The sequence below is a fragment of the Streptomyces sp. JK94 genome (assembly GCF_053613315.1).
The window spans coordinates 64,511-90,641 of sequence record NZ_JBSICH010000029.1 but is presented as its reverse complement, the minus strand read 5'-3'; the positions used below and the strand labels follow the sequence as shown (position 1 = coordinate 90,641).

28 protein-coding genes and 1 tRNA gene are annotated in these 26,131 nt (G+C 74.2%); 15 read left to right on the top strand and 14 right to left on the bottom strand.

Annotated features, from left to right (window positions below):
• Positions 1-261 precede the first annotated feature (261 nt).
• Together ACVV2G_RS24625 and ACVV2G_RS24620 are read left to right on the top strand one after the other, a co-directional pair.
• A complete protein-coding gene (locus tag ACVV2G_RS24625; RefSeq protein WP_453844931.1) occupies positions 262-1,425 on the top strand; it encodes a Gfo/Idh/MocA family protein in 1,164 nt (387 codons plus the stop codon).
• A gap of 150 nt (positions 1,426-1,575) precedes the next feature.
• On the top strand, positions 1,576-2,580 hold the full coding sequence (locus ACVV2G_RS24620) for a Gfo/Idh/MocA family protein (RefSeq protein ID WP_453844930.1): 1,005 nt from the start codon (positions 1,576-1,578) through the stop codon (positions 2,578-2,580).
• Between the two features lie 119 nt (positions 2,581-2,699).
• Here the strand turns inward: ACVV2G_RS24620 and ACVV2G_RS24615 are convergent, their stop codons facing one another.
• Genes ACVV2G_RS24615 through ACVV2G_RS24600 form a run of 4 tightly spaced genes read right to left on the bottom strand, consistent with a single transcriptional unit; the run spans position 2,700 to position 6,680 of the window.
• Positions 2,700-3,602 (bottom strand): sugar phosphate isomerase/epimerase family protein, encoded by a 903-nt coding sequence (locus ACVV2G_RS24615; RefSeq protein WP_453844929.1) that lies wholly within the window; start codon positions 3,600-3,602, stop codon positions 2,700-2,702.
• 1 nt (position 3,603) lies between these two features.
• Positions 3,604-4,575 carry an ATP-binding cassette domain-containing protein gene (locus ACVV2G_RS24610; protein WP_453844928.1) on the bottom strand — a complete coding sequence of 324 codons (972 nt, stop codon included), beginning with the start codon at positions 4,573-4,575 and terminating at the stop codon, positions 3,604-3,606.
• Positions 4,576-4,581: 6 nt separating this feature from the next.
• Positions 4,582-5,658: an ABC transporter permease gene (locus ACVV2G_RS24605; protein WP_453844927.1), complete on the bottom strand. Its 1,077-nt coding sequence runs from the start codon at positions 5,656-5,658 to the stop codon at positions 4,582-4,584.
• Positions 5,658-6,680, bottom strand: a complete 1,023-nt coding sequence (locus tag ACVV2G_RS24600) for a sugar ABC transporter substrate-binding protein (protein WP_453844926.1) — start codon at positions 6,678-6,680, stop codon at positions 5,658-5,660. The genes ACVV2G_RS24605 and ACVV2G_RS24600 overlap by 1 nt, the downstream gene beginning before the upstream one ends.
• Before the next feature lie 235 nt (positions 6,681-6,915).
• On the opposite strand from ACVV2G_RS24600, the gene iolC reads away from it, so the two are divergent.
• Genes iolC through ACVV2G_RS24575 form a run of 5 tightly spaced genes read left to right on the top strand, consistent with a single transcriptional unit; the run spans position 6,916 to position 12,406 of the window.
• The gene (gene iolC / locus ACVV2G_RS24595) at positions 6,916-7,878 is read left to right on the top strand and encodes a 5-dehydro-2-deoxygluconokinase (RefSeq protein WP_453844925.1); all 963 of its coding nucleotides are present in this window, start codon (positions 6,916-6,918) and stop codon (positions 7,876-7,878) included.
• A 13-nt stretch (positions 7,879-7,891) separates the two neighbouring features.
• A complete protein-coding gene (locus ACVV2G_RS24590) occupies positions 7,892-8,779 on the top strand; it encodes a Cgl0159 family (beta/alpha)8-fold protein (RefSeq protein WP_453844924.1) in 888 nt (295 codons plus the stop codon).
• Positions 8,780-8,826: 47 nt separating this feature from the next.
• Entirely contained in the window at positions 8,827-9,720 is an 894-nt protein-coding gene (iolB, locus tag ACVV2G_RS24585; RefSeq protein ID WP_453844981.1) for a 5-deoxy-glucuronate isomerase, read from the top strand.
• Positions 9,717-11,588 carry a 3D-(3,5/4)-trihydroxycyclohexane-1,2-dione acylhydrolase (decyclizing) gene (gene iolD, locus ACVV2G_RS24580; RefSeq protein ID WP_453844923.1) on the top strand — a complete coding sequence of 624 codons (1,872 nt, stop codon included), beginning with the start codon at positions 9,717-9,719 and terminating at the stop codon, positions 11,586-11,588. Before iolB ends, iolD begins: the two co-directional genes overlap by 4 nt.
• Positions 11,589-11,620: 32 nt before the next feature.
• A complete protein-coding gene (locus ACVV2G_RS24575) occupies positions 11,621-12,406 on the top strand; it encodes a GntR family transcriptional regulator (RefSeq protein WP_453844922.1) in 786 nt (261 codons plus the stop codon).
• Here ACVV2G_RS24575 and ACVV2G_RS24570 read toward each other — a convergent pair.
• The 5 genes from ACVV2G_RS24570 to ACVV2G_RS24550 all read right to left on the bottom strand — a co-directional run bounded on the left by ACVV2G_RS24570 (position 12,355) and on the right by ACVV2G_RS24550 (position 15,014).
• Complete coding sequence (locus ACVV2G_RS24570; protein ID WP_453844980.1) at positions 12,355-12,936, bottom strand: hypothetical protein; 582 nt, start codon at positions 12,934-12,936, stop codon at positions 12,355-12,357. The genes ACVV2G_RS24575 and ACVV2G_RS24570 overlap by 52 nt on opposite strands.
• A gap of 151 nt (positions 12,937-13,087) precedes the next feature.
• On the bottom strand, positions 13,088-14,092 hold the full coding sequence (locus ACVV2G_RS24565) for an amidohydrolase family protein (RefSeq protein WP_453844921.1): 1,005 nt from the start codon (positions 14,090-14,092) through the stop codon (positions 13,088-13,090).
• Positions 14,073-14,273 carry a DUF1427 family protein gene (locus ACVV2G_RS24560; RefSeq protein ID WP_453844920.1) on the bottom strand — a complete coding sequence of 67 codons (201 nt, stop codon included), beginning with the start codon at positions 14,271-14,273 and terminating at the stop codon, positions 14,073-14,075. The genes ACVV2G_RS24565 and ACVV2G_RS24560 overlap by 20 nt, the downstream gene beginning before the upstream one ends.
• A gap of 32 nt (positions 14,274-14,305) precedes the next feature.
• A complete protein-coding gene (locus ACVV2G_RS24555) occupies positions 14,306-14,452 on the bottom strand; it encodes a DUF1427 family protein (RefSeq protein ID WP_453844919.1) in 147 nt (48 codons plus the stop codon).
• Positions 14,453-14,459: 7 nt separating this feature from the next.
• Positions 14,460-15,014 (bottom strand): quercetin 2,3-dioxygenase, encoded by a 555-nt coding sequence (locus ACVV2G_RS24550; protein WP_453844918.1) that lies wholly within the window; start codon positions 15,012-15,014, stop codon positions 14,460-14,462.
• 165 nt (positions 15,015-15,179) lie between these two features.
• Between ACVV2G_RS24550 and ACVV2G_RS24545 the strand changes: the two genes are divergently transcribed.
• Together ACVV2G_RS24545 and ACVV2G_RS24540 are read left to right on the top strand one after the other, a co-directional pair.
• Complete coding sequence (locus tag ACVV2G_RS24545) at positions 15,180-15,623, top strand: MarR family winged helix-turn-helix transcriptional regulator (RefSeq protein ID WP_453844917.1); 444 nt, start codon at positions 15,180-15,182, stop codon at positions 15,621-15,623.
• Entirely contained in the window at positions 15,620-16,042 is a 423-nt protein-coding gene (locus ACVV2G_RS24540; RefSeq protein ID WP_453844916.1) for an ankyrin repeat domain-containing protein, read from the top strand. Before ACVV2G_RS24545 ends, ACVV2G_RS24540 begins: the two co-directional genes overlap by 4 nt.
• A 234-nt stretch (positions 16,043-16,276) precedes the next feature.
• On the opposite strand, the gene ACVV2G_RS24535 is transcribed toward ACVV2G_RS24540, so the two are convergent.
• Positions 16,277-16,350, bottom strand: a tRNA-Pro gene (locus tag ACVV2G_RS24535).
• A 100-nt stretch (positions 16,351-16,450) separates the two neighbouring features.
• Between ACVV2G_RS24535 and ACVV2G_RS24530 the strand changes: the two genes are divergently transcribed.
• Together ACVV2G_RS24530 and cobF are read left to right on the top strand one after the other, a co-directional pair.
• Complete coding sequence (locus tag ACVV2G_RS24530; protein WP_453844915.1) at positions 16,451-16,990, top strand: DUF309 domain-containing protein; 540 nt, start codon at positions 16,451-16,453, stop codon at positions 16,988-16,990.
• Between the two features lie 98 nt (positions 16,991-17,088).
• On the top strand, positions 17,089-17,883 hold the full coding sequence (gene cobF / locus ACVV2G_RS24525; protein WP_453844914.1) for a precorrin-6A synthase (deacetylating): 795 nt from the start codon (positions 17,089-17,091) through the stop codon (positions 17,881-17,883).
• Positions 17,884-18,207: 324 nt separating this feature from the next.
• On the opposite strand, the gene ACVV2G_RS24520 is transcribed toward cobF, so the two are convergent.
• The 4 genes from ACVV2G_RS24520 to ACVV2G_RS24505 form a co-directional block, all read right to left on the bottom strand.
• Complete coding sequence (locus ACVV2G_RS24520) at positions 18,208-19,005, bottom strand: cobalt-precorrin-6A reductase (protein WP_453844913.1); 798 nt, start codon at positions 19,003-19,005, stop codon at positions 18,208-18,210.
• 20 nt (positions 19,006-19,025) lie between these two features.
• The gene (locus tag ACVV2G_RS24515) at positions 19,026-19,871 is read right to left on the bottom strand and encodes a sulfite exporter TauE/SafE family protein (RefSeq protein WP_453844912.1); all 846 of its coding nucleotides are present in this window, start codon (positions 19,869-19,871) and stop codon (positions 19,026-19,028) included.
• Between the two features lie 63 nt (positions 19,872-19,934).
• Positions 19,935-21,446, bottom strand: coding sequence for a long-chain-fatty-acid--CoA ligase (locus ACVV2G_RS24510; protein WP_453844911.1), 1,512 nt, complete (start codon positions 21,444-21,446; stop codon positions 19,935-19,937).
• A 116-nt stretch (positions 21,447-21,562) separates the two neighbouring features.
• Positions 21,563-22,750 (bottom strand): thiolase family protein, encoded by a 1,188-nt coding sequence (locus ACVV2G_RS24505; RefSeq protein WP_453844910.1) that lies wholly within the window; start codon positions 22,748-22,750, stop codon positions 21,563-21,565.
• Between the two features lie 184 nt (positions 22,751-22,934).
• On the opposite strand from ACVV2G_RS24505, the gene ACVV2G_RS24500 reads away from it, so the two are divergent.
• From ACVV2G_RS24500 to ACVV2G_RS24485, 4 genes are all read left to right on the top strand, one after another.
• The gene (locus ACVV2G_RS24500; RefSeq protein WP_453844909.1) at positions 22,935-23,744 is read left to right on the top strand and encodes an alpha/beta hydrolase; all 810 of its coding nucleotides are present in this window, start codon (positions 22,935-22,937) and stop codon (positions 23,742-23,744) included.
• Between the two features lie 143 nt (positions 23,745-23,887).
• Positions 23,888-24,226 (top strand): DUF3140 domain-containing protein, encoded by a 339-nt coding sequence (locus ACVV2G_RS24495; RefSeq protein ID WP_453844908.1) that lies wholly within the window; start codon positions 23,888-23,890, stop codon positions 24,224-24,226.
• A complete protein-coding gene (locus ACVV2G_RS24490; protein WP_453844907.1) occupies positions 24,223-24,873 on the top strand; it encodes an HhH-GDP family DNA glycosylase in 651 nt (216 codons plus the stop codon). Before ACVV2G_RS24495 ends, ACVV2G_RS24490 begins: the two co-directional genes overlap by 4 nt.
• Before the next feature lie 105 nt (positions 24,874-24,978).
• Complete coding sequence (locus ACVV2G_RS24485) at positions 24,979-25,863, top strand: hypothetical protein (protein ID WP_453844906.1); 885 nt, start codon at positions 24,979-24,981, stop codon at positions 25,861-25,863.
• Positions 25,864-26,131 lie beyond the last annotated feature (268 nt).

Here is a 26,131-nt window from a genome sequence, read left to right as displayed (position 1 = left end):
CGTGCTCAGCGGGTCGGCCACGGCAGAGGCGGCGAGTGGTCCGGCACCGGCGGTCGGGCCGGGTGACCAGGCCGTCCGTCCTGCGGGAGGGCGGCCGTACGACGTGGACGGTGCACAAGACGCCGCGCGAGGCGTACGCGGCCGGCCTCGGGTGGACGGGTGCGGGCGGCCGTGCTTTGTCCTGTCAAAAGGTTGACATGATACCGAGGCTCGCCCAGGGTGGGCGGGACAGAGCAGGGACCGGTCCGAAGAGGGGCTCTCATGGTGGATGCGCTCGGTGTCGCCGTCGTCGGTTTCGGCTGGATGGGCCGGGTGCACACCCAGGCGTACGCCCGCGTCCGGCACCACTACCCGCGGCTCGCCCTGCGTCCGGAGCTGGTGACGGTCGCCGAGGAGGTACCGGGGCGCGCGGAGGAGGCCGCCGCGCAGTTCGGGTTCGCCTCGACGACCCGCGACTGGCGCGACGTGGCCGCCGACCCGCGGGTCAAGGCGGTCAGCATCACCGCCCCGAACTTCCTGCACCGGGAGATCGCCGTGGCCATGGCCGAGGCGGGCAAGCACCTCTGGATCGAGAAGCCGGTCGGTCTGACCGCCGCGGACGCCCGCGCGGTGGCGGACGCGGTCGCCAAGGCCGGTGTCCAGGGCGCGGTCGGCTTCAACTACCGCAACGCACCCGCCGTCGAGGCCGCCCGCGACCTCGTCGCGTCCGGCGGGATCGGCGCCGTCACCCATGTCCGCATCCGCCTCTTCAGCGACTACGCCGCCCATCCCGAATCCGCCCTGACCTGGCGCTACGAGCGGGAGCGCGGCGGCAGCGGGGTACTCGGCGACCTGGCCTCGCACGGCGTCGACCTGGCCCGGTTCCTGCTCGGCGACATCACGTCCCTGACCGCCGACACGGCGATCTTCCTGCCCGAGCGGTCCCGCCCGACCACCGCCACGGCCGGCCACGCCCGAGCCGCGGACGGCGAACCGGGCGCGGTGGAGAACGAGGACTACGTCAGCTGCCTGCTGCGCTTCGCCTCGGGGGCCCGAGGGGTCCTGGAGGCCTGCCGGGTCTCGGTCGGTGAGCAGAACAACTACGGCTTCGAGGTGCACGGCACCGCCGGCGCGGTGTTCTGGGACTTCCGCCGCATGAACGAACTGGGCGTCAGCCGGGGCACGGCGTACCAGGACCAGCCGGTCAGCACCGTCTACGTGGGACCCGGCCACGGCGAGTTCGCCGCCTTCCAGCCGGGTGCCGCCAACGCCATGGGCTACGACGACCTCAAGGTGGTGGAGGCCCACCGCTTCCTGCGCTCGATCGCGGAGGCGACCCCGTACGGCGCCACCCTGCCGGACGCCGTGCACAGCGCGACGGTACTGGACGCGATGGCGCGGTCGGCTCAGCGCGGTACCTGGGTCGAGGTCCGCCCCGAGGGGTGAGGACGGAGCCCCGGCACGGATCAACGGCCGCCGGTCCACCGCCTCGCCACCGCCGGACCGGCCCGGGGCGGCCACGGGCCCGGGTCCGGCCGGGCCCGTCACGACCCGAGCCCCCACCACGGCAACCACGCACAAGGAGCAACGAGAACCATGCGCATCGCCATCCTCGGCCTCGGCCGCATCGGCGCCTTCCACGCCGAGACCCTCTCCGGGCTCGCCGCCGTCGACTCGCTCGTCGTCGCCGACCCGTTCGCGGACGCCGCGAAGGCCGCCGCCGAGCGGTTCGGCGCCGAGGTGGCCGACTCCCCCGAGGCGGCCCTGGCCGCCGGGGTGGACGGGGTGGTGATCGCGGCGGCGACCGACGCCCACCCGCGCCTGATCCTGGCCGCCGTGGAGGCGGGCGTCCCCGTCTTCTGCGAGAAGCCCGTCGCGCGCACCATGGCGGAGGGCGTCGAGGTGCTCAAAGCCGTCGCGGGCCGTGACGTGCCGGTGCAGGTCGGGTACAACCGCCGCTTCGACGCCGGGTTCGTCGCCGCGCGGGCGGCCGTGCAGGGGGGCGGGCTGGGCACGCTGCACACCGTGCGGTCGACCACCCTGGACCCGGCGCCGCCGCCGGCCGCGTACATCGCCGCCTCCGGGGGCGTCTTCCGGGACTGCTCGGTGCACGACTTCGACATCATCCGCTGGGTGACCGGCCGCGAGGTGACCGAGGTGTACGCCGTCGGCGGCAACCGCGGCGCCGACTTCATCAGGGAGGCGGGCGACGCCGACACCACCGGCGCGGTCCTCACCCTGGACGACGGCACCATCGCCGTGGTCTCCAACAGCCGTCACAACGGGCGCGGTTACGACGTCCGGATGGAGATCCACGGCTTCACGGACTCCATCGCGGTCGGCCTGGAGGACAAGCTGCCGCTGCGCTCGGTGGAGCCCGGCGCGACCTTCCCGGCGGGCACTCCGCACGACTTCTTCATGGACCGTTTCGCCGCCGCCTACCGCGCCGAACTCAGCGCGTTCACCGAGGTCGTCGCCGGTGTCCGCCCCTCCCCCTGCACGATCGAGGACGCGTTGGAGGCGGGCTGGATCGCGGAGGCGTGCACCCTGTCGGTACGGGAGCACCGGCCGGTGACGATCGCGGAGGTACGACGGGGCTGAACGGGCCGGCGGGCCGCGCGGCCGGCGCGCCGACGCCCGTCGGCGGTCGGCCGGACGGGGCGCCGATGCCCTTCGGCGGTCGGCCGGACGGGGCGCCGGCGGGGCCCGCCCCGCCGGCCTCAGGCTCCGCAGGAGCGCAGGAACCTGCGGGTGCGCACGGCGATGGGGAGCGGCTTGTCCGGCTCGCACGGGTACATGTCCTGCTCCACGATGGCGAACAGGTCCACGCCCAGCCGCTGGGCGGCGGTCAGGACCGGTCCCAGCTCGGGCACCCCGGTGGGCGGTTCGCACATCACCCCGCGCTGCACGGCCGGACCGAACGGCACCCCGCCCGCCCGCACGTCGGCGAGGATCTCCGGGTCGACCTGCTTGAGGTGCAGGTAGCCGATGCGCTCGCCGTAGGTCTCGATCAGCTTGACGCTGTCGCCACCGCAGTAGGCGTAGTGGCCGGTGTCCAGGCAGAGGCCGACCAGGTCGGAGTCGGTGGAGTCGAGGAAGCGCTCGACGTGCTCCTCGGTGTCGATGTGGGTGTCGGCGTGCGGGTGGACGACGATGTCCAGCCCGTAGGTCTCCCGCACTTCGTGGCCGAGGCGTTCCATGCCCTTGGTGAGGTGCGCCCACTGCTCGCCGGTCAGCTCCGGCGGTTCCAGGATCTCGGCGGTCTTGTCGTCGCGCCAGAAGGACGGGATGACGACGAGGTGCTTCGCGTCCATGGCCCGGGTGAGGGCGGCGACGCGGCTGACCTGCTCCCAGGTGGCGTCCCACTCGGAGGGGCCCCGGTGCAGTCCGCAGAAGATGGTGCCGGCGGAGACCTTGAGGCCGCGCCGGGTCACCTCGTCGGTGAGCCGGGCCGGGTCGGTGGGGAGGTAGCCGTAGGGGCCCAGCTCGATCCACTCGTAACCGGCCTCGGTGACCTCGTCCAGGAAGCGTTCCCAGGGCACCTGCCGGGCGTCGTCGGGGAACCAGACGCCCCAGGAGTCGGGGGCCGAGCCGACGCGGATGCGGTCCAGGGCAGCGGGCATGTCAGGCCTTCCCTTCGGCTGATGCGGAGCCGGTCACCGCGGCGGCGCCGGTGGAGCCGGGAGCGGGGGCGGCGGGTACGGGGGCGGCGGGTACGGGGGCCTCCGGGTCCTGGCCCGGCAGTGCCTCGACGTCGGCCCCGCCGGTCTGCGCCAGTTCGTGCTTGAGGGCGGCGAGTTCGGCGCCGCCCGCCATGTGGTGGGTGAGTTCGTCGAGGGTGATGTCGGCGCGCGCGGCGGTGAGTTCGAGGGTGCCCAGGCGCAGCACGCTGAAGTGGTCGCCGACCAGGTAGGCGTGGTGGGGGTTGTGGGTGATGAAGATGACGCCGAGGCCGCGTTCGCGGGCGGCGGCGACGTACTTCAGGACCACGCCGGACTGCTTGACGCCCAGGGCGGCGGTGGGCTCGTCGAGGATGAGGACGCGGGCGCCGAAGTAGACGGCGCGGGCGATGGCCACGCACTGGCGCTGGCCGCCGGAGAGGGTTCCGATGGGCTGTTCCAGGTCGTCCAGGACGATGCCCATGTTGCGCAGTTCCCGGTCCGCGGTCTCCTTCATGCGGGCTGTGTCGAGGCGGCGGACGGGCCAGGGGCCCTTGGTCATCTCGGAGCCGAGGAAGAAGTTGCGCCACACCGGCATCAGGGGCACGGTGGCGAGGTCCTGGTAGACGGTGGCGATGCCCCGGGCGAGGGCGTCGCGGGGGGTGGTGAAGCGCACCGGTTCGCCGTCGACGTGGAACTCGCCCTCGGTGTGCTGGTGCAGCCCGGAGATGATTTTGATGAGGGTGGACTTGCCGGCGCCGTTGTCGCCGAGCACGCAGGCCACCCGGCCGGGGTGGACGTCGAGGTCGACGCCGTGCAGGGCACGGACGTTGCCGTAGGCCTTGCCCGCGCCGCGCAGCCGGACGATCGGCCGGTCCTGGCCGGCCGGGGTGTCCGCGAGGACGGCTCCGTGGGTGCCGGTGGTCTTGCTGGTCATTTCCGATCACCTCCGGGTCGCCGCGCGGCGGACCCACAGATTGATGAGGACGGCGCCGAGGAGCATCACGCCCAGGAAGGCCTTGAACCAGTCGGGGTTCCAGCCGGCGTAGACGATGCCCTGGTTCACCATGCCGAACATGAAGGCGCCGAAGACCGGGCCGATGGCGGAGCCGTAGCCGCCGGTGAGCAGGCAGCCGCCGATCACCGCCGCGGCGATGTAGATCAGCTCCTGGCCGACGCCCTCGCCGGACTGCACGGTGTTGAAGGAGAACAGCTGATGCATGCCGACGAACCAGGCACCGAAGCCGACCAGCATGAACAGCGTGATCTTGGTGAACCGGACGGGGACGCCGACCGCGCGGGCGGACTGCTGGTTGCCGCCGACCGCGAAGATCCAGTTGCCGTACTTGGTGCGCAGCAGCACCCAGGTGGCCAGTGCGGCGAAGGCGAGCCACCAGACCACCGTGATCTTCACCTGGACGCCGACGACGTCGAAGGAGGAGGCGAAGACCGCCTCGGCCTGGGCGAAGCCGTCCATGTCGCTGATGTCGTCGGTGGCGACGTTGCCGGTGACCAGCTTGGTGACCGCGAGGTTGACGCCCTGGAGGATCAGGAAGGTGCCGAGCGTCACGAGGAAGCTCGGCAGGCCGGTCTTCATCAGCACCCAGCCGTTGAACGCGCCGATGCCGAGGGAGACCGCGAGGGCGACGATCACGCCCATCCAGACGTTCATGGTCAGCTGGTAGCTGAGCATGCTGGCGGTGAGGGCCGAGGCGACCACGGCGACGCCCGCCGACAGGTCGAACTCGCCGCCGATCATCAGCAGGGCGACCGGCAGCGCCATGATGCCGATGGTGGACGACTGGTACAGGACCGTCGCCATGGAGCCGCCCTCACGCACCGAGGGGGCGGCGACCAGGAAGAAGACGAACACGGCGACGGCGCCGAGGAAGACCCCGACCTCGGGCCGGGCGAGCAGCCGCAGCGCCAGGGAGCGCTCCCGGGTCCGCCCGTCGGTCTCCCGGTGGCCCGGGGCCGGCGGCGGGGCCACCGCCGGCTCTGCCTGCCGGGTCGTGCTCATCACCGGGTGCCCTTCGAGGCGAACTCGGCGACGGCCTTCACGTTGGACTCGTCGACGAAGGCCGGGCCGGTGAGCACCGGCTGCTCACCGCCGCCGCTGTAGTTGCCGTTGTTCTCGTAGAGCCACAGGCCGTCGACCGCCAGGTAGCCCTGGAGGTAGGGCTGCTGGTCGACGGCGAACTCGATGTCGCCCTTCTCGATGGCGCCGGTCAGCTCCTTGTTGAGGTCGAAGGTGACGACCTTCGCCTCGCTGCCGCCCTCGTCCACCGACTGCACGGCGGTCATGGCGAAGGGGGCGCCGAGGGTGACGAGGTGGTCGATGCCGCCGTCCTGCTTGAGCTTGGCGGTGATGGTCGACTTCACCGAGGGCATGTCGGTGCCGTTGACGTAGAGGTTCTCGATCGAGCCCTCGAAGGTCTTCTTCACGCCGTCGCAGCGCTGGGTGAGGCCGACGTTGCCCTGCTCGTGGATCACGCAGACGGCGTTCTTGGCGCCGTCCTCGTTGAGCCGCTTTCCGAGCGCCTCGCCGGCCACCGTCTCGTCCTGCCCGAAGAACTCCATCAGGCCGAGGTTCTTCCAGTCCGCGAGGCCGGAGTTGAGCCCGACCACGGGTATGCCGGCCTTCTCCGCCTTGCCGAGGACGCTGCGCAGCGCGTCCGGCTTGGCCAGGGTGACGGCGATGCCGTCGACCTTCTGGTCGATCGCGTTCTGCACCAGGTTGGCCTGGTTGCCCGCGTTCGGGTCGGCGGAGTAGACGAGCTTGACGTTGTCCTTGGCTGCGGCGGCCTCGGCGCCCTTGCGGACGATGTCCCAGAAGGTGTCGCCGGGTGCCTGGTGGGTGACCAGGGCGACGGTCATACGAGGGGTGTCGGCCTTGCCCGCCGAGGCGCCCGAGCCCCCTTCCTCGTCGGCCTTCTTCCCCCCGGAGCCGCTGGAGCAGCCGGCGAGGGTCAGGGCCGCGGCGGCGGCGAGGGCCACGGCCGGGGCGAATCCGCGGGAGCGGGCGTGCGAAGAGCGGTCCATCTTTCCTGCACCTCACTGTGCGACTGTGCGACGGGGAAGCCGTGTGCCAGACCAGAGAAGAACGTCTGTTGCGCTGGGACCGGATACAAGCCCTTGGGACGCCCGCTGTCAATACTTTGTTAAGACATCATTTCACAAGCAGGTCCGAATGTAAGTACAAAGTATTGACATGGTCGCCCCGGGGCCATACACCTGGGAGGCGGCAGGCCCCCGCCCAGCCCGAGGAGCGTCGCACATGGCCGAGTCAGTCCCGCGTTTCGATCTGATCACGATGGGCCGCATCGGGGTCGATCTCTATCCCCTGCAGACGGGTGTGCCCCTGTCGGAGGTGGAGACCTTCGGCAAATTCCTCGGCGGTTCGGCCGGCAACGTGGCGGTCGCCGCCGCCCGTCTCGGCCGCCCCGCGGCCGTCATCACCCGAACGGGCGACGACCCGTTCGGCGCCTACCTGCACCGGGCGCTGCGGGAGTTCGGGGTCGACGACCGCTGGGTCACCCCGGTCGCCGCCCTCCCGACCCCCATCACCTTCTGCGAGATCTTCCCGCCGGACGACTTCCCCCTGTACTTCTACCGCCGCCCCAAGGCCCCGGACCTGGAGATCCACCCGGAGGAGCTGGACCTCGACGCGATCCGCGCGGCCCGCGTCTTCTGGATCACCGGCACCGGACTCAGCGAGGAACCGAGCCGGACGGCGACCCTGGACGCCCTGGCCCACCGCGCCAAGTCCGGGGTCACGGTCTTCGACCTGGACTGGCGCCCGATGTTCTGGACCGATCCCGACCAGGCCCGCCCGTACTACGCACAGGCGCTGCGGCACGCGACCGTCGCGGTCGGCAACCTCGACGAGTGCGAGATCGCCACGGGCGTGCGCGAGCCGCAGGCCTGCGCCGAGGCGCTGCTCGCGGCGGGCGTGGAGCTGGCCGTGGTCAAGCAGGGCCCGAAGGGCGTCCTCGCCGTGCACCGCGACGGCCGCAGGTCCGAGGTGGAGCCGGTGCCGGTCGAGGTGGTCAACGGCCTCGGCGCGGGCGACGCGTTCGGCGGCTCGCTCTGCCACGGCCTGCTCTCCGGCTGGGACCTTCAGCGGACCATGCGGTACGCCAACGCGGCCGGCGCCCTGGTCGCCTCCCGCCTCGCCTGCTCCTCCGCGATGCCCACCGAGGCCGAGGTCGACGGTCTCCTCGCGCGAGCCACTCCCTGAACGGAGCTTCGTCTTGTCCCTCAGCATCCCCGACCTCACCGCGGTCAGAGCCCGGCACCCGGAGGCGATCGCTCAGGCGGCGGCCCGCCGGGCACGCCGTCCGCTGATCGGCGACTCCGGCCGCCTGATGATCGTGGCCGCCGACCACCCGGCGCGCGGCGCGCTCGCCGTCGGCGACCGCCGGCTCGCCATGGCCAACCGGGCCGACCTGCTGGAACGCCTGTGCACCGCACTGTCGCGGCCCGGCGTCGACGGGGTGCTCGCCACCGCCGACGTGCTGGAGGACCTGCTGCTGCTCGGGGTGCTGGAGAACAAGCTCGTCATGGGGTCGATGAACCGCGGCGGACTCGCGGGCGCCGCCTTCGAGATGGACGACCGCTTCACCGGCCACCGCGCCGAGGACATCGCCCGTCTGCGCTTCGACGCGGGGAAACTGCTGTTGCGCATCGACTACGACGACCCGGGCTCGCTGACCACGCTGGAGGCGGGCGCCCGCGCGGTCGACGCCATGGCCGAGCGCCGACTGCCGGTTTTCGTCGAGCCGTTCATCTCGCGCCGCGTCGAGGGCCGGGTTTGCAACGACTTGTCCGCCGAGGCCGTCACCCGGTCCGTCGCCATCGCCTCGGGCCTGGGCGGAACCTCCGCCTACACCTGGCTGAAACTCCCCGTCACCCACGACCCCGACGACATGGGCGAGGTGCTGGAGACCTCCACGCTGCCCGCCGTCCTGCTGGGCGGCGAGATAGGGGGCTCCCCCGCCGATCAGACCGCCGCCTACGAGCGCTGGCGCAAGGCGCTCCGCCTGCCCACCGTGCAGGGGATGGTCGTCGGCCGGTCGCTGCTCTACCCGGCCGAGGGCAGCGTGGAACAGGCGGTGGACACCGCCGTCGGACTGCTGTGACCGACGAGGAGACGACGAGCGACGAGACGACGAGAGGGGACGAGGAGATGACCCACCACCTTGCGGCGGGCAGCGCGACGAACGGCGCCTACGCCGTGGACGTGAGGCCCGAGGACGCCGGCTGGGGCCACGCCGGCCTGCGCGTGCTGCACCTGCCGCCCGGCGGCGGCCACACCTTCGACAGCGGCGACAGCGAGTGGATCGTCCTCCCGCTCAGCGGCGGCTGCACCGTCGCCACGGCCGACGACTTCGGCCAGGACACCTTCGAACTCACGGGCCGCGACAGCGTGTTCAGCGGCGTCAGCGACTTCGCGTACGTGCCGCGGGACGCCCGCACGACGGTGACCTCCCACGGCGGCGGCCGGTTCGCCCTCACCGGCGCCCGCTGCACCCGCCGCCTGCCCGCCCGCTACGGCCCGGCGTCGTCGGTGCCGGTGGAGCTGCGGGGCACCGGGAACTGCTCCCGCCAGGTCAACAACTTCGGCGCCGCCGGGGTCTTCGAGTGCGACAAGCTCATCGCGGTGGAGGTCGTCACCCCCGGCGGCAACTGGTCCTCCTTCCCGCCGCACAAGCACGACGAGCACCGCCCCGGCGAGGAGTCGGTGCTGGAGGAGATCTACTACTTCGAGTTCGCCGGCCACGACGGCACCCCCGGCCTCGGCTACCAACGCGTCTCCCCGTCCGGGCGGGGACAGGGCACGGACGTGCTGGCCGAGGTGCGCGACGGCGACGTGGTCCTCATCCCCGACGGCTGGCACGGGCCGTCGATGGCCGTGCCGGGCCACCACATGTACTACCTCAACGTCATGGCCGGCCCGGAGGACGAGCGGGCCTGGCTGATCTGCGACCACCCCGACCACGCCTGGATCCGCGACACCTGGCCGGACCGGCCCGTCGACCCCCGGCTCCCCCTCTACACCGCACCGGAGAGGTCCGCATGAGCGCCGCCACCCGCCGACTGACCACCGCGCAGGCACTGGTGCGCTTCCTGGCCGCCCAGTACACCGAACGCGACGGCACCCGGCGCCGTCTGATCGCCGGCACCTGGGGCATCTTCGGCCACGGCAACGTGGCCGGGATGGGCCAGGCCCTCGTCGAGTACGCCGACGCCATGCCGTACCACCAGGGCCGCAACGAGCAGGCCATGGTGCACGCGGCCGTCGGTCACGCCCGGCACCTCAACCGCCTGTCCGCGCAGGCCGTGACGACGTCGATCGGCCCCGGCGCCACCAACCTGGTCACCGGCGCCGCCCTCGCCACGATCAACCGCCTCCCGGTGCTCCTCCTGCCCGGCGACTACTTCGCCTCCCGCGCCGCCGACCCGCTGCTCCAGCAGCTGGAGCACCCGGCCGAGGCCGACGTGTCCGTCAACGACACGCTGCGCCCCGTGTCCCGGTACTTCGACCGGATCACCCGCCCCGCGGCCCTCGTCGCCTCCGCGCTGCGGGCGATGCGCGTGCTGACCGACCCGGCCGAGACCGGCGCGGTCACCCTCGCGCTGCCCCAGGACGTGCAGGCGGAGGCCCACGACTGGCCCGAGGAGTTCTTCGCCGACCGCGTCTGGCGGGTACGGCGCCCGGCCCCCGACCCGGTGGAGCTGACCGAGGCGGTGCGGGCGATCCGCGCCGCCGAACGCCCGCTGATCATCGCGGGCGGCGGCGTCCACCACAGCGAGGCAGAACAGGCGCTGACGGCACTCGTGGACGCCACCGGCATCCCGGTCGCCTCCACGCAGGCCGGCAAGGGCGCGCTGCGCCACGACCACCCGGCCGACCTCGGCGGCGTCGGCCACACCGGCACCGCCGTCAGCGACGCCCTCGCCCGCACCGCCGACCTGGTGATCGGCGTCGGCACCCGGTACTCGGACTTCACCACGGCCTCCGGCACCCTCTTCCAGCACCCGGACGTCCGCTTCCTGAACCTGAACGTCACCGCCTTCGACGCGCACAAGCTCGCCGCGCGCACCCTGGTCTGCGACGCCCGGGCGGGGCTGACGGCGCTGGCGGAGGGACTGTCGGGCCACCGGGTGGACGCGGTGTACGAGGCCGAGTACCGGGCGGGCAAGGCCCGTTGGGCCGCGAGGGTGGAGGCGGCCCTGCGCGCGGACGACGACGGCGCCGTCCCGACCCAGACGCAGGTGCTGGGCGCGCTGGACGCGGTCGTCGGCGACGAGGACGTGGTGATCAACGCGGCCGGTTCGCTCCCGGGCGACCTGCACAAGCTGTGGCGGGCCCGCTCCCCGCGCCAGTACCACCTGGAGTACGGCTACTCCTGCATGGGGTACGAGATCCCGGCCTCGCTGGGCGTCCAGCAGGCCGCGCCCGGCACCCCCGTGTGGGCCCTGGTCGGCGACGGCACGTACCTGATGAACCCGACGGAGCTGGTCACCGCCGTCCAGGAGAACCTGCCGGTCAAGCTGATCCTGGTCCAGAACCACGGGTACGCCTCCATCGGCGGCCTCTCCGAGGCGGTGGGTGCCGAGCGCTTCGGCACCGACTACCGCCACCGCGCCGCCGACGGCACCTTCACCGGCGCCCCGCTCCCCGTCGACCTCGCCGCCAACGCGGCCAGCCTCGGCATGGAGGTGCTGCGCGCCAGGACGGTCCGCGAGCTGCGCGAGGCGTTGGCCGTGGCGCGCGCGGCGACCCGTCCGACCTGCGTCCACGTCGAGACCGATCCGGCGCCGACCACGCCCTCGGCCGAGGCCTGGTGGGACGTGCCGGTGGCCGAGGTGTCCGCCCGGGAGCCCGCCACCGAAGCCCGCGCGGAGTACGAACGCGCCGTCGCCGACCGCCGCCACCATCTCTGACCGACCGTCACCCACCCCTGGGAGGTACGTCCGTGGCGACAACCGGCGACCCCGCGCGCGGCGTGCCCGCCTCCGCGCTCGGCACCCTGGACTTCACCCTGGACCGCGGCAGCCCCGTGCCGCTGTACCACCAGCTCGCCCAGCAACTGGAGGCGGCGATAGAGCACGGCGTCCTCGCCCCGGGGAACCTCCTGGGCAACGAGGTCGACCTCTCCGTGCGCCTCGGCCTGTCCCGGCCGACCGTCCGCCAGGCCATTCAGTCCCTGGTCGACAAGGGGCTCCTGGTCCGGCGGCGCGGGGTCGGCACCCAGGTGGTGCACAGCCAGGTCAAGCGGCCCCTGGAGCTGAGCAGCCTCTACGACGACCTGGTGGCGGCCGGGCAGGGACCCAGCACGCGGGTGATGCGCAACGAGGGTGTTCCGGCCACCGCCGACGTGGCGGCGGCCCTCGGCGTCGCGGAGGGCACCGAGGTCACCGTTCTGGAGCGGCTGCGTCTCACCCACGGCCAGCCGGTCGCGCTGCTGTGCAACCACCTGCCGGCCGCGCTGCTGGAACTCGACACTGCCCGGCTGGAGTCGACCGGCCTGTACCGGATGATGCGCGCCCGCGGCATCACCCTGCACAGCGCCCGCCAGACCGTCGGCGCCCGCACCGCCACCCGCGAGGAGGCCGGCCGCCTCGACGAGCGGGAGGGGGCCGCGCTGCTGACCATGCGGCGCACGGCGTACGACGACACCGGGCGGCCGGTCGAGTACGGGACGCACCTCTACCGCGCGTCCCGGTACGCCTTCGACTTCCAGCTGCTGGTGCGGGGGTAGGCACCTGTCCCCGTGGTGGCGAGGGGCCCGGCCCCCGGGCGCGGCCCGTGCCAGGGGGCCGGCGGCGCGGGCGCGGTCCGGGACCTCGGCGGCGGGTGCGCCGAGGAGTGCCGCTTCCGGGCTGTGCGGGGGCGCGGCGGTGAGGTCGGTGGGGCCGTACCAGACGACGCAGCCGCGCAAGGGGCCCGGGGCCGCGGTGAGGGCGAGCAGCGCGGCGAGAGGGCCGCCCGCGGACTCGCCCCGGCGACGGTCCGCTGCGGGTCGATGCCGAAGCCGGGGGCGCGGGTGCGCAGCCGGGCCGGCGCCTCGGCCAGGTCGTCCGGCGGGGCGGGGAAGACGGCTTCCGCGCTGAGCCGGTGGTCGGGGCAGGCTACGGCGAACCCGGCGCGGGCGAGGCGGGCGAACGGGCCGGGCCGCCAGGCCCGGAAGCGGGGGCCGAGGCCGTCGCGCAGTCCGGTGCGCCAGGCGCCCCCGTGGACGAAGAGGACGACGGGCGGCGGGCCGGCGGCCGGGGCCCCGGGGAGCCACAGGTCGAGTTCCAGCGGGCGACTGCCGTCGCGGACGGCGTACGGGACCGCGCGCAGGAGCCGTACGCCGTCCCCGAGACCTGCGGCCGGCGGCAGGGGCAGCGTCGCGGCGTCGGGCGGGGCCGGGAGCGGAGCGGGTCCGGGCGCACGGGCGTCACGTCCCGGGGTCGCGGGACGGGCGGCCGGCGAGGCGCGGCAGCAGCCGGTGCGCGTTGGCCGTCGTCAGGGACCGCCAGTCGGACGCGCCCGTCGGCGCCGGGGCCGCGTCGACGGACGCGACGTGGGCGTCCACGCCGTGCGCCGGGGTCCAGCAGTAGTCGCTGCCGTACAGCAGCCGGCCGGGCTCGACCAGGCCGAGCAGTGCGGGAACCTGTCGGGGGAAGGCGGGGCCGGCCAGGTCGTAGTGCAGGCGGCGCAGCTGCTCCACGGCGTCGGGGGCGTCCGTCGCACCCGGCGGCCGGAAGAGCTTCATGAAGCCGTTGATGCGGTCGGCCAGTACGGGCAGCGCGCCGCCGCAGTGCGGGACGATCACCTCGAGGCCGGGGTGGCGTTCCAGGGTGCCCGCCATCAGCAGGTCGGTGACGGTGCGGGCGGTGTCGAAGACGAACTCGACCATGGGGCGCGGCCGTCCGAGCGCCGACCGCTCCCAGCACACGGGCGAGGTCGGGTGCAGGAAGACGACCGCGCGGCGGCGGCCGAGTTCGGCGAGGACGGGTTCCAGCCGGGGGTCGCCCAGGTAGACGCCGTGGGTGTTGGTCTCCAGCACCACGCCGTCCGCTCCGAGTGCGTCGAGTGCGTACGCCGTCTCCGCGAGGGCGCCGTCCACGTCCGGCAGCGGGAGGGAGGCGAAGAAGCCGAAGCGGCCCGGGTGTTCACCGGCCACGCGGGCGGCGTCCTCGTTCACCTCGCGGGCGAGGCGGCGGGCGGCCGCGTCGTCGCCGAAGTGGACGCCGGGGGAGGACACGGACAGGACCGAGGTGCGGATGCCGTTCCTGTCCATCAGCTCCAGATGGGCGTCGGCGGACCAGGCCGGCCAGGCGGGCACGCCGTCGGGCATTCCGTGGCCGGCGGCCCTCGCCTGCCGCACGTAGGAGCCGGTGACGAAGTGGGCGTGGACGTCGACGAGGCCGGGGCCGCGGTCAGGAGCGGGAAGGGTCATGGGTGTCCTCCTTCGAGGGGTGCCGTCCGGGTGCGGCGAGCCGGTCGCGCGCCCATGTGACGGCGCGCTCGCCCAGCACGATGCCGAGCAGTCCGGTGAGGCCGATCAGGGGCGGGGCGGGCGAGGTGAGGCCGAGGGCCCAGTAGACGGCCCCCATCAGCAGCCCGGCCGCGAGGCTCACGACGGGGCCGCGTGCACGCGGGCGTACGGCTCTCACAGCGACGCCAGCAGGGCCTGGCCCGCGAGCATGCCCAGCAGGCCGAACAGGGCGACCGGCGGGGGCGCCGGGGACCTCACCTTCAGGGCGGCGTACAGCGCGCCCACGAGGGCGCCGGCCAGCAGCGCCCGTACGTACGCCATCGCGGGCTCAGCTCCCCGTGCGCCACTGGTGGTCGGGCAGGAAGGTCACGTCGTACCGCTGCGGCACGGTGGCGAACTGGTGCGGCTCGGGCACGTACGGGCGCTGCGGGAGGCCGAGTTCCCCCGTGTCCGTGCCGAGGGTCTCGAAGAACCGCTCGAAGGTGCCGCCCGGGCCGGCCGCGACGCCGACGACCTGGCTGTGGTGGCGTTCGATGCGGTAGGCGTGCGGGCAGTTCTTCGGCACGAAGCCGAAGTCGCCGGCGGTGAGCAGCTTCTCCTCCTGCTCGCCCCGCAGATCCTCCACGAACAGGCGGACGGCGCCCTGCGTGACGAAGAAGACCTCGTAGGTGTCGGGGTGGGAGTGGGCCGGGATGATGTCGCCCTGGGGGCCTTCGCAGGTGAAGAAGTTGAAGGTGTTCTCGGTCTGCGGGCCGCCCGCGTAGACGGTGAACAGGTCGCCGAAGAGGTGGGCCCGGTCGCCCATGCCCTTCTCGATGAAGTACGGCTTGCCCGGTTCGGCGGGGATGAGGGAGTGGGAGCGCCTGGCGAATTCGATGGTCATGGATGCCTCCCGGCGATACACGTCAGGTTGCCTGACATTCGGCGGAGGTCAGGTTACCTGACACAAACGGTGCGGCAACAGGTTCCTCCGCGGGAAAACGACGGCGCCGCCCGAAGCGGGCGCCCGTATGCTCGTCCCCGGGGAGCCCGAGAAGACCGAGGAGACATGCCCGAAGCCGCACCGAACATGCCCCTGCGCCTGGCGGCTGCCCGGCGCTGGTTCGACGACGCGCTGATGGCGAGCATGCGCGCGGCCGGCGAGCAGCCGCTGACCAGTGCACAGGGGCAGGTCTTCGCCCTGCTGGACACGGAGGGCACCACGGTGGCGGAGCTGGCCCGGCGGCTCGGCGTGACCCGCCAGACCGCGCACCAGGCGGTCCACGGCCTGCTCGGCCTCGGCCTGCTGGAGCAGGTCCCGGACCCCTCCTCGGCCCGCAACCGCCTGATCCGCATCACCCCGGAGGGCGCCCGCGTCCACCGGCGCGCCCAGGCGACCCTCGCCGTCATCGAGGACGTGCTGGCCGACCGCATCGGCGTCGCGGAGGCCACCGCGCTGCGCACCGCCCTGGCCCTGCCGCGCGGGGAGCCGCCGGTCGTGGAGGCCCCGTGAACAGGCGACGGCACAAGAAGCTGTCCCGGCGCCTCGTCGACGCCGCGCTGGTCGGCGACATCGGGCGGGTGAGGGCGGCGCTGCGGGCCGGCGCCCCGGCCGGGACGACCGACACCGCGGGCACCACGCCGCTGTACCTGGCCTCCGTGAGCGGGGCCGCCGACCTCGTCCGCGTGCTGCTGGCGGCGGGCGCCCCGCCCGACACGGAGAGCGGGACCGGCTCGGAGGGCACGCCGCTGTGCGGCGCGGCCTGCTGGGGGCACACCGAGGCCGTGCGCGCCCTCCTCGCTCACGGCGCCGACCCGAACCTGAGGGAGGACCACGGCACGGGGTGGGCCCCGCTCGACTGGGCGTCGAAAGGGCCGCACCCCGAGACGGTCGAGCTGCTCGTGGCCGCGGGAGCGCGCCCGGGGCGGTGACCGGCCCCGCGCCGCCCCCTTGTCCTCGGCCTCCCCGGCTCCGCCCCGCGAGAGCCGTCCGAAACACCTCTGCCGACGGCGCCCACCGCGAGGTGCCGGCCCTCGCGTACGGGCAGCAGCACGGCGGACCGCTCGGCCGGCCTCACTCGACGGCACTTTGGGATTCTGTGCGACGGCGCCCTGGAAAAGATCGAAAGGGGCCCCGAAGGACCCCTCTGACCTGCTTCTTCACCGTCGGGACGACAGGATTTGAACCTGCGACCCCTTGACCCCCAGTCAAGTGCGCTACCAAGCTGCGCCACGTCCCGGTGTGCTCACGCACGGCGAACCGCGCGATCACGCGGACAGTACTTTACCCCACGCCCCCCGTCACGCCTAAGCGGGCACGGACGGGGGACAATCGGACCCATGGACAGCCCTGCCGACAGCCCCCTGGACAGCACGGCCCCGGACCGGCCGGTGGACGCGCGGGACCGCGACGACGAAGGCCGCGCGCGCAACGCCAGACCGCGGGACGGGCTGGGACGCCCGCTGCCGTACGGCGCGGACGGCGTCCCCCGCCAGCCGGAGGGTGTCGTGCGGCCCCCCGGGGAGACGGTCGTCGAGGCCCAGCGGCTGCTGGACGAGGGGAAACCGTTCCACGCGCACGAGGTCTTCGAGGACGCATGGAAGTCGGGTCCCGGGGAGGAGCGGGAGCTGTGGCGGGGGCTGGCCCAGCTGGCCGTCGGTCTCACACACGCGGCCCGCGGCAACGTGACCGGCGGGGCCAGGCTGCTGCGCCGCGGCGCCGGGGCCGTGACGGACTGGGCGGCTTCGGCGTCCGGGCGGGAGCGGCCGTACGGGATCGATCTGCCCGGAGTCGCCGGATGGGCCCGCGACCTGGCGCGGGACGTGGAGGGCGGCGCGGCCGTGGACGCGGGGGCGCGCGCACCCCGGCTGCGGGGCTGAACGGCGCCCGGCGGCCGGCCCGTGCCGGTGCGGGCGGTCCGTGCCGGTGCGGGCGGCCCCGCCGGAGTACTGCCGGCCGCGTACGGCAGACTCGTGGCGTGCGGACAATTCATGTGATCGGTATCGGCGCGGGCGACCCCGAGCAGCTGACCCTGCAGGCGGTCAGGGCGCTGCGCGGCACGGACGTGTTCTTCGTCCTGGACAAGGGCGAGGTGAAGGGCGACCTGGTGCGGCTGCGCCGGGACATGCTGGAGACGCACGTGCCGGAGGGGACGTACCGGATCGTCGAGGCGCGCGACCCCGAGCGGGACCGGAGTGCGGGCGGCGCGGCGTACTCCCCCGCCGTCGGTGACTGGCGCAGTGCCCGCGCCGGCATCTACGAGCGGCTGATCGCCGACGAGCTGGGCGAGGACGAGAGCGGAGCCTTCCTCGTGTGGGGCGACCCGGCGCTGTACGACAGCACGCTGGGCATCCTGGAGGAGATCCTGGAGCGCGGCGAGGTGACTTTCGCGTACGACGTCGTGCCGGGCATCAGCAGCGTCTCCTCGCTGGTCGCCCGGCACCGCACCGGGCTGAACCGCGTCGCGCGGCCGGTGCAGATCACCACCGGGCGGCGGCTCGCGGAGGGCTTCCCGGAGGGCGTGGACGACGTGGTGGTGATGCTCGACGCACACCAGGCCTTCCGGCGGTACACGGACCAGGACATCGACATCTACTGGGGCGCCTACCTGGGCACCCCGGACGAGATCCTCGCCTCCGGTCCGATCGCCGAGGCCGCGCCCCGCATCGAGCGGCTGCGCGCCGAGGCCCGGGAGCGCAAGGGCTGGATCATGGACACGTACCTGCTGCGGCGCCGTTCCGGCGACGGCCGGGGCGCGTCGGACAAGACGTAGCCGGGCCGCCGGCGCCCCGCACCCGGGCGGCCCGCCCCCGCGGGCGTGGCCCGTGCACCGGTGTGATCGTACGGCGGGGTCGGCAGAACGGGGCGGTACCGGATCTTCCCGGTCCCGGGGCCCTGGTGATGGGCGCCGGCCTCCACGGCGCCCGCGAGGCCCTGGTGACCGGGCGGGCCCAAGCCACGTGGCTGGAGGACCGGGTGGAGCAGGACATCGGCCGCCCCTCGGACACGGTCCTGCGCGCGGCGGTCGACGCGATCGCCGGGCGGCTGCCGGTGGAGGACCTCGGCAGCGGTCTGCCCGGGCGCGCGCGGCAGCCGGTCACGGCCCGCCGAGGCCCAGCCGCTCCAGTACCGCCCGTGCGTCGGACACCACCGGGACGCCCTGTGGCAGCGGGGGCCTGCGGACCATCACCACCGGCAGGGCCAGCTCCCGGGCCGCCGTGAGCTTGGCCTCCGTGGCTCCTCCCCCGCTGTCCTTCGTCACCAGGACGTCGATGCGGTGCTCGAGGAGCAGGGCCGTCTCGCCGGCCACCGTGAACGGGCCGCGGGCCAGCAGGACGTGGGTGTCCGGCGGCAGGGGCGGGTCCGGGGGCTCCACCGAGCGGGTGACGAAGTGAAGACCGGTCAGGTGCGCGAAGGCCGCCAGGCCCAGGCGGCCGGTGGTCAGGAGCACCCGGCGGCCGAGAGCCGGGAGCACGTCGGCCGCCCCGGCGAGCGAGGCGACCGGATGCCACCGGTCGTCCGGGCCCGGCTGCCAGCCCGGGCGGCGCAGGACCACCGCGGGGGTGCCGGTGGCCGCCGCGGCCCGGGCCGCGTTCGCCGTGATGGTCTCGGCGAAGGGGTGGGTCGCGTCGACGAGGGCGTCCACGCGCTGCTCGCGCAGCCAGGCGGCCAGCCCCTCGGGTCCGCCGAAACCGCCGGTCCGCACCTCCCCGGCGACGGAACCCGGCCGGGACACGCGCCCGGCGAGGGAGGTGGTGACGCGGACGCCGGGGCGCGCCGCCAGGTCGGCGGCCAGCCGGCGGGCCTCGGTGGTGCCGCCGAGGATCAGCACGTGCGGCGACGGGGGCGGACGGCGGGGCGGGGCCGCGCCGGGGGGCGGGGACGGGCGGGACATGGCGTCGAGGCTACGGGGCGTCAGCGCACCAGGAGCTGGAGGCCCCCCACGACCGTCGCCGCGATCACCAGCCGCTCGAACAGACGCTGGTTGATTCTGCGCACGGCCCAGGTGCCGAGGAACGCGCCGGGCACCACGAACACCACGAGCGCGGCGTCGAGGAGCAGCGAGCGGCCGTCGATCAGTCCGAGGCCGGCGCTGAAGGGCAGCTTGGAGACGTTGACGATCAGGAAGAAGAAGGCCGACGTGCCCAGGAAGCCGAGCTTGCGGAAGCCCGCGGACAGCAGGTACATCGACATGACCGGGCCGCCCGCGTTGGCGACCATCGTGGTGAAGCCGCCGAGGACTCCGTACGAGCGTGCCTTGGCCCGGCCGGTCCGGGAGGCGGTCCCGTCGGGCGGCTCGGTCCCGTCGGGCAGCTCGCCCGCGTCGGACCGCTCGGCCACATCGGACCGCCCGCCCGCACCGGACCGCTCAGCCGCGTCGGCCTGCCGCCGGCGCCACACCGTCACCCCGGCCATGAGCAGCAGGATCACGCCGATCGACGTCCGGACGACCGCGTCGTCGGCCCACACCAGGAACAGGGTGCCCACGACCACGCCGGCCCCCACCGCCGGGAACAGCCGCCACAGCGTGGGCCAGTGCGCGTGGCGCCGGTAGACGAGGACGGCCAGGATGTCGCCGGCGATCAGGACCGGCAGCAGGACGCCGGTGGAGGCGCGGGCGGGCAGGACCGCCGCGAAGACCGCGAGGCTGACCGTGTTGGCCCCGCTCACGGCGGTCTTGGAGAAGCCGACGAGCAGGGCCGCGAAGGCGAGTGCGGCGAATTCCCAGCCGGTGAGGTGCCAGAGTGTCATGGTGTCCATTGCGGGCACCGATGCTATGCGCACCGGCCGGTGCCGGTGGGCACCGTCTCACCGGACGGCCTCTCACTCGGCCGCGTACCGCACCCGCAGCTCCCGCTTCAGCACCTTCATGCTCGGGCCCAGCGGCAGCGTCCGCGCGAACTCCACGCGGCGCGGGTACTTGTACTTGCCGAGGTACTGCCGGGACCACTCGGTGACCTCACCGGCGTCCGGTTCGGCGTCCGGCGCGGGGACGACGACGGCGCACACCTCCTCGCCGTGCAGTTCGTCCGGGAGCCCGATGACGGCGACCTGGGCGATGCCCGGATGCCGCATCAGCACCTCCTCGACCTCCCGCGGATAGACGTTGTAGCCGCCCCGGATGATGACGTCCTTCTTGCGGTCGACGATCCTGAGGAACCCCTCGTCGTCCTTGGTGCCGAGGTCCCCGGTGCGGAACCAGCCGTCGACGAGCGCCTCGGCGGTGGCCTCGGGCCGGCCGAGGTAGCCGGAGAAGACGTTGTGGCCGCGCACGACGACCTCGCCCAGTTCCCCGGGCGGCAGCAGTTCGACGCTCCCCTCGACCTCGGCGCGGGCGATCTCCACGTCCACGCCCCACAGGGGGTGGCCGATGGTGCCGGGCCTGGCGCCGAACACCGGCTGGTTGACGGCCGCCGCCGGGGAGGTCTCCGACAGCCCGTAGCCCTCGAAGATCTTCGCGCCGAAGGCCTTCTCGAACCGCTCCAGCACGGCGACCGGAAGTGAGGCACCGCCGGAGACGCACACCCGCAGCTCGGGCAGGGCGTCGGCACCGCCCGCCGCGGCGGCGAGGGCGACGAACATGGTCGGCACGCCGTGGAAGGTGTTCACCTTCTCCTTCACCATCAGCTCGATCGCGCGCGCGGCGTCGAAACGCGGCAGCAGGACGAGGGTGGCTCCGGCGCGCCAGGTGGAGTTCAGGGAGACCGTCTGGCCGAAGGCGTGGAAGAGCGGCAGGGCGCCGAGCGCGACGTCGTCGGGCCGGATGTCGTTGGCGTCGAAGGCGTTGACGGTCGCGTTCATCACCAGGTTGAAGTGGCTGAGCACGGCGCCCTTGGGGACGCCGGTGGTGCCGCTGGTGTAGAAGACGACGGCCGGGTCGTCGGCGTCGCGGGTGACGTACGAGGGCAGCGGTTCGGCGCCGGCCGCGAGCCCGTCGAACTCGTCGCCGAGCGTGACCATCCGCACGCCCGCCTCTCGCGCGGCGGCGGCCGCGGTCTCCGCCTGCGCCGGGTGGCACAGCAGCAGCGTGGCGCCGCTGTCGCGCAGGACGTGCCCGACCTCCGCCGGTGACAGCAGCAGGTGGACCGGGACGACGACGCCACCGGTCGCGGCGATCGCGTAGTACGCCTGCGGGAAATCGGCGGTGTTGGGCGCCATCAGCGCGACCCGGTCCCCCGGCCGGACGCCCAGGCCGGTGAGGGCGCCGGCCCGGGCGCGCGCCCGCTGCCACACCTCGGCGAAGGTCAGCCGCAGGTCGCCCTCGACCAGCGCCTCCTTGTCGGGACGGCGCCGGGCGTTCTCGGCGAGGATGGCGGCGACGGAGAGGGTTGCCATGGGGTGTTGCTCCGTTTCCTTGCTGCGGCTCTGCGAAGGGGTGGGCGGTGCCGGCCGGGGCGTGTCCGGCCGGCCCCGTCGTCGTCGCCCGGGGGCGGGCGGGGGCCGGGCCCGGCCTAGTGCCGTTCGACGAGCACCGCGCTGCCCTGCCCCACGCCGACGCACATCGTGGCGAGCCCGCGGTCCGCTCCCGTGCGGCGCATGCGGTGGAGCAGGGTGGTCAGGATGCGGGCGCCGGAGCAGCCGAGGGGGTGGCCCAGCGCGATGGCGCCGCCGCTGGGGTTGACCAGGCCGGGGTCGATGCCCAGTTGGTCCACGCAGGCCAGGGCCTGCGCGGCGAACGCCTCGTTGAACTCGGCCGCCGCGAGGTCGTCGACGGTCCAGCCGGCCCGGGCGAGTACCCTGCGGGTGGCGGGGACCGGGCCGATGCCCATGACGTCCGGGTGGACGCCGGCCGAGCCGCCCGCGACGTAGCGACCGAGGGACTCCAGTCCCAGCTCGTTCAGGGCCTCCTCGCTGACCAGGAGGAGACCGGCGGCGCCGTCGTTCATCGGGGAGGCGTTGCCCGCGGTGACCGTGCCGCCGGAACGGAAGACCGGCTTGAGGCGGGCCAGCTTCTCGACGGAGGTGTCCTCGCGGACGCACTCGTCGGCGTCGACGATCACGCCGTCGGGGCGCTCGACCGGGAGCAGCTCGTCGTCGAAGTGCCCGTTCTTCCGTGCCTCGGCGGCCAGGCGGTGGCTGCGCAGGGCGAACTCGTCCTGGCGTTCGCGCGGGATGCCGTACCGCCCGGCGACCTCCTCCGCGGTCTCGCCCATGGCCAGCAGGCCGTGCAGCTCCTTCATCGCGGGGTTGACCAGGCGCCAGCCGAGCCGGGTGTCGGCGGTCTCGATGCGGTGCGGCAGCGCCTCGTCGGGGCGGGGCAGCACGAAGGGCGCGCGGCTCATCGACTCCGAGCCGCCCGCGAGCACGATGTCGGCCTCGCCGGCGGCGACGGTGCGCGCGGCGGTGGTGACGGCCTCCAGGCCGGAGGCGCACAACCGGTTCACCGTGGCACCGGGCACCGTCTCGGGCAGGCCGGCCAGCAGGGCGGCCATGCGGGCGACGTTGCGGTTGTCCTCACCGGCCTGGTTGGCGGCGCCCCAGTACACGTCGTCGACCCGGGCGGGGTCGAGCGCGGGCACGTCGGCGATCAGGCCCCGGATCACCGCGGCCGCCAGATCGTCGGGCCGCACGGAGGACAGGGCGCCGCGGAGCTTGCCGATCGGGGTGCGGCGGGCGGCCGCGAAGTGGACGGGACGCACAAGAACTCCTGACCGTCGTCGCTCGCCGGCCGGGCGGCACGGCGCCGTCCGGCCGGCCTCCGCGCGTCTGGGCGCCGCGGAGGGAACGCACATTAATTAGCACTGCTAGTTTTGGACTATAGACCGTCGGCGCCCTCCCTGGGAAGATCCTCCGGTGACCTTCACCGACCCAGCCGGAGGAGACATGACCGAGGCCCGCGAGCACGTCCTGACCGGAACGCGGGGGCGGCTCGGCGCCCGCGAGTGGCCCACCGGGCGGCCGAGGTACGTGGCCCTGCTGGTGCACGGGTACGGCGAGCACACCGGCCGCTACGACGAGGTGGCCGGCGTCCTGACGGAGCACGGTGCGGCCGTGTACGGCGTCGACCACACCGGCCACGGGCGGTCGGACGGCGAACGGGTGCTGATCGAGGACTTCGAGGACGTGGTCACCGACGTCCACACCCTGGCGGAGCGGGCCCGCGCCGCCCACCCGGAGCTGCCCCTGGTCATGATCGGGCACTCCATGGGAGGCCTGATCGCCTCCCGCTACGCGCAGCGCCGTCCCGGCGAGCTGAGCGCGCTGGTGCTGTCCGGGCCGGTCGTCGGCGACTGGGAGCTGCCGCGCCGGCTGCTCGCCCACGACGAGATCCCGGACGTCCCGATCAGCCCGGCCTCGCTCTCCCGGGACCCCGCGGTCGGCGCGGCGTACGCGGCGGACCCGCTCGTGTGGCACGGCCCGATGAAGCGGCCGACGCTGGAGGCGTTCCTGCGGACCCTGGCAGCCGTGGCCGAGGGCGGCGACGTCGGCGGCCTCCCGCTGCTGTGGGTGCACGGGGACGACGACCGGCTGGTGCCGCTGCCCGGCAGCCGTGTCGGCGTCGAACGGCTCAGCGGCGGGAACCTGACCGAGCGGATCTACCCGGGCGCCCGGCACGAGGTCTTCAACGAGACGAACCGGGCCGAGGTGTTCGCGGACGTCACGCGGTTCCTGGACGGCGTGCTCGCCCGCTGAGCGCGCGGGCGTTTGCGCGGTTGCCCGCGCGGGCACCCGCGCCCCCGTGGAGCGGCCGGGCCGCACCCGCCGGCCGCACGCGTCGCTCCGCTCCGCACGCACACGGAGTACGCACGTACGCACGACGAAATGAGGGGCACCTCATGGCCGACGCCCTCGAACTCGACGCGCTGTGGGAGGACTTCCACCGCGTGGTGAACATGACCTCCGCGGAACTCGCCGACTGGCTCCGGGTACGCGACTCCGGCGAGCTGACCGAACCGCTGCCGGACGACGCCGGACCGCCGCTGGGGCGGCACGTCCTCGCGATCCTGCAGAAACGGCGCACCGACCTGACGGAGGACGACCTGCGCGCGATGCGCGAGGTCGTGGACACCGTGACGTCGCGGGCCGACCTGGAGAACGAGCCGAAGGCCGACGACACCCGGCTCAGGCACAGCCTGATGACGGTCGGTCACGACCCGCTGAAGCCCCGGCCGTGAGCCGCGACCCGCGGCGCGTCGTACACGAACTCGTCGACGCGCACGGGCGGACGTACGCCGAGGAGGCGGGCATCCGGATGAGGGACGCCCCGCAGCCGCTGTACCGGCTGCTGGTCCTCGCCCATCTGCTCAGCGCCCGCATCCGCGGCTCGGTCGCCGTGGCGACCGCCCGGGCCCTGCACGAGGCCGGCCTGCGCGACCCGCGCCGCATGGCCGACGCCGGCCGGCAGGAGCGGGTGGACGCCCTCGGCCGGGGCGGCTACCGGCGCTACGACGAGCGGACCGCCGCCCAGCTCGGTGACGCCGCCGGGCTGCTGACCGAGCGGTGGGGCGGGGACCTGCGCCGGCTGCGCGCGCAGGCGGACGGCGAGGTCCCCGAGCTGCGGCGGCTGCTCCGGGAGTTCCCCGGAGTGGGCCCGGCCGGCGCGGACATCTTCCTGCGCGAGGTCCAGCGGGTCTGGCCGCAGGTGGCCCCCCACCTGGACCGCAAGGCCCTTGTGGGCGCGGAACGGCTGGGACTGCCCGGGGAGGCCGGCCGGCTCCTCACCCTCGCCGGACCGACGGAGCCCGCCGTACTCGCGGCGGCACTCGTCCGCGCGTCGTTGGACAGCAGGGTCGCGCAGGACGTCCTCGACCGCGCCGGGTGAGCCCCGCCACCGGGCCGGTCACCCGGACAGCCCCGTGCGCTGGTGCGTCCGCGACCGCGGTGATGCGCTGAGGACACCGTTCCCCGTCCCAGGAGGCATCCCGCGATGAGCCGTCGTCCGTCCCACCCCGTCCGCCTCCTGGCCTCCGCCCTGGCGGCGGGCGCGCTGCTGACCACGGCGGCCTGCTCGAACGGGGGCGGCACCTCGGGAACGGCCTCGGACACAGCCGCCGCACGGGCCCGGGCCGCCGAGCAGGACGCGGTGGAGAAGGCGCCCTCCGGCTCACCCACCGGCTCGACCTCCGGTTCGCCCACGGACTCCCCCGGCGCCTCCCCGTCCGCCCTCTCCGAGTCCGGCGCGAAGGCCGCCCTGCTCACCGAGGCCGACCTGGAGGGTGACTGGAACCAGGTCCAGGACGCGGACAAGTGGCGCGACCGGCTGCTGGTCGGCGAGGTCGACGTGGCCGGCTTCCTCACCGCGAAGGCCGACGCCGCCGACTGCCAGGAACTGCTGGACGGGCTCTACCGCGACAGCCTGCTGGGCGAGCCGTCGGGCCCGTCCGCGCTCACCGGCTTCGCGCAGGGCGACTCCCGTCTGCTGGAACAGGTCGCCGGCTACGACCGCGCCGGACTGGACGACCGCCTGACGTGGATGGCCTCCCTGCCGGACACGTGCGACCGGTTCACCGCGACCGACTCCGCGGGCGAGGAGCGCACGGTCCAGGTGACCGAGGCGTCGGTGCCCGAGGCGGGCGACGCCCGGCAGGGTCTGCACGTGACCGTGCAGGGGAGCGCGGCGGGCGAGGCTGCCACCCTCACCCTGGACGTCGCCGCCGTACGCGTCGGCACCTCGGCCCTCACCGTCACCGGCGGCGGCCTGGACGGCGGCCAGGCCACCTCCGTGGAGCAGGCGGTGCGACAGGGCACCGAGCGGCTGAGGACCGTCCTGGGCGGCGGGACCCCTTCACCGCAGCCCACCCCCATGGACTGACCGCCCACCGGACGCGACGGGACGGGCCCGGCACCACGCCCCGCGGCGCGTCACCGGCGCGGCGCGGGGCACCGTCCCGTGCACCTGGGACGAACCCCGGACAGCGTGATCACCGAACGGCACGATGGTGCACGCCGCACAGCGCGCGCGAAGGAGCCGAGACGTGAACGAGAGCGCCTCCTCACCGGCAGACGCCCGGACGGGGCCGGACGGGCCACCGCGCCGAGCGGTGAACGGTGAGCGGTCAGGACCGGGCGTGGACGGCGGC

Bases quoted from the DNA above. Each gene is read 5' to 3' on its own strand.
- ACVV2G_RS24615 (WP_453844929.1), bottom strand. From the start codon at position 3,602: ATGCCCGCTGCCCTGGACCGCATCCGCGTCGGCTCGGCCCCCGACTCC.
- ACVV2G_RS24545 (WP_453844917.1), top strand. From the start codon at position 15,180: ATGCCCGAAGCCGCACCGAACATGCCCCTGCGCCTGGCGGCTGCCCGG.
- ACVV2G_RS24510 (WP_453844911.1), bottom strand. From the start codon at position 21,446: ATGGCAACCCTCTCCGTCGCCGCCATCCTCGCCGAGAACGCCCGGCGC.
- ACVV2G_RS24500 (WP_453844909.1), top strand. From the start codon at position 22,935: ATGACCGAGGCCCGCGAGCACGTCCTGACCGGAACGCGGGGGCGGCTC.
- ACVV2G_RS24530 (WP_453844915.1), top strand. From the start codon at position 16,451: ATGGACAGCCCTGCCGACAGCCCCCTGGACAGCACGGCCCCGGACCGG.
- ACVV2G_RS24495 (WP_453844908.1), top strand. From the start codon at position 23,888: ATGGCCGACGCCCTCGAACTCGACGCGCTGTGGGAGGACTTCCACCGC.
- ACVV2G_RS24565 (WP_453844921.1), bottom strand. From the start codon at position 14,092: ATGACCCTTCCCGCTCCTGACCGCGGCCCCGGCCTCGTCGACGTCCAC.
- ACVV2G_RS24520 (WP_453844913.1), bottom strand. From the start codon at position 19,005: ATGTCCCGCCCGTCCCCGCCCCCCGGCGCGGCCCCGCCCCGCCGTCCG.
- ACVV2G_RS24550 (WP_453844918.1), bottom strand. From the start codon at position 15,014: ATGACCATCGAATTCGCCAGGCGCTCCCACTCCCTCATCCCCGCCGAA.
- iolD (WP_453844923.1), top strand. From the start codon at position 9,717: ATGAGCGCCGCCACCCGCCGACTGACCACCGCGCAGGCACTGGTGCGC.
- ACVV2G_RS24625 (WP_453844931.1), top strand. From the start codon at position 262: ATGGTGGATGCGCTCGGTGTCGCCGTCGTCGGTTTCGGCTGGATGGGC.
- ACVV2G_RS24610 (WP_453844928.1), bottom strand. From the start codon at position 4,575: ATGACCAGCAAGACCACCGGCACCCACGGAGCCGTCCTCGCGGACACC.
- ACVV2G_RS24605 (WP_453844927.1), bottom strand. From the start codon at position 5,658: ATGAGCACGACCCGGCAGGCAGAGCCGGCGGTGGCCCCGCCGCCGGCC.
- ACVV2G_RS24485 (WP_453844906.1), top strand. From the start codon at position 24,979: ATGAGCCGTCGTCCGTCCCACCCCGTCCGCCTCCTGGCCTCCGCCCTG.
- ACVV2G_RS24555 (WP_453844919.1), bottom strand. From the start codon at position 14,452: ATGGCGTACGTACGGGCGCTGCTGGCCGGCGCCCTCGTGGGCGCGCTG.
- ACVV2G_RS24620 (WP_453844930.1), top strand. From the start codon at position 1,576: ATGCGCATCGCCATCCTCGGCCTCGGCCGCATCGGCGCCTTCCACGCC.
- iolB (WP_453844981.1), top strand. From the start codon at position 8,827: ATGACCCACCACCTTGCGGCGGGCAGCGCGACGAACGGCGCCTACGCC.
- ACVV2G_RS24600 (WP_453844926.1), bottom strand. From the start codon at position 6,680: ATGGACCGCTCTTCGCACGCCCGCTCCCGCGGATTCGCCCCGGCCGTG.
- iolC (WP_453844925.1), top strand. From the start codon at position 6,916: ATGGCCGAGTCAGTCCCGCGTTTCGATCTGATCACGATGGGCCGCATC.
- ACVV2G_RS24515 (WP_453844912.1), bottom strand. From the start codon at position 19,871: ATGGACACCATGACACTCTGGCACCTCACCGGCTGGGAATTCGCCGCA.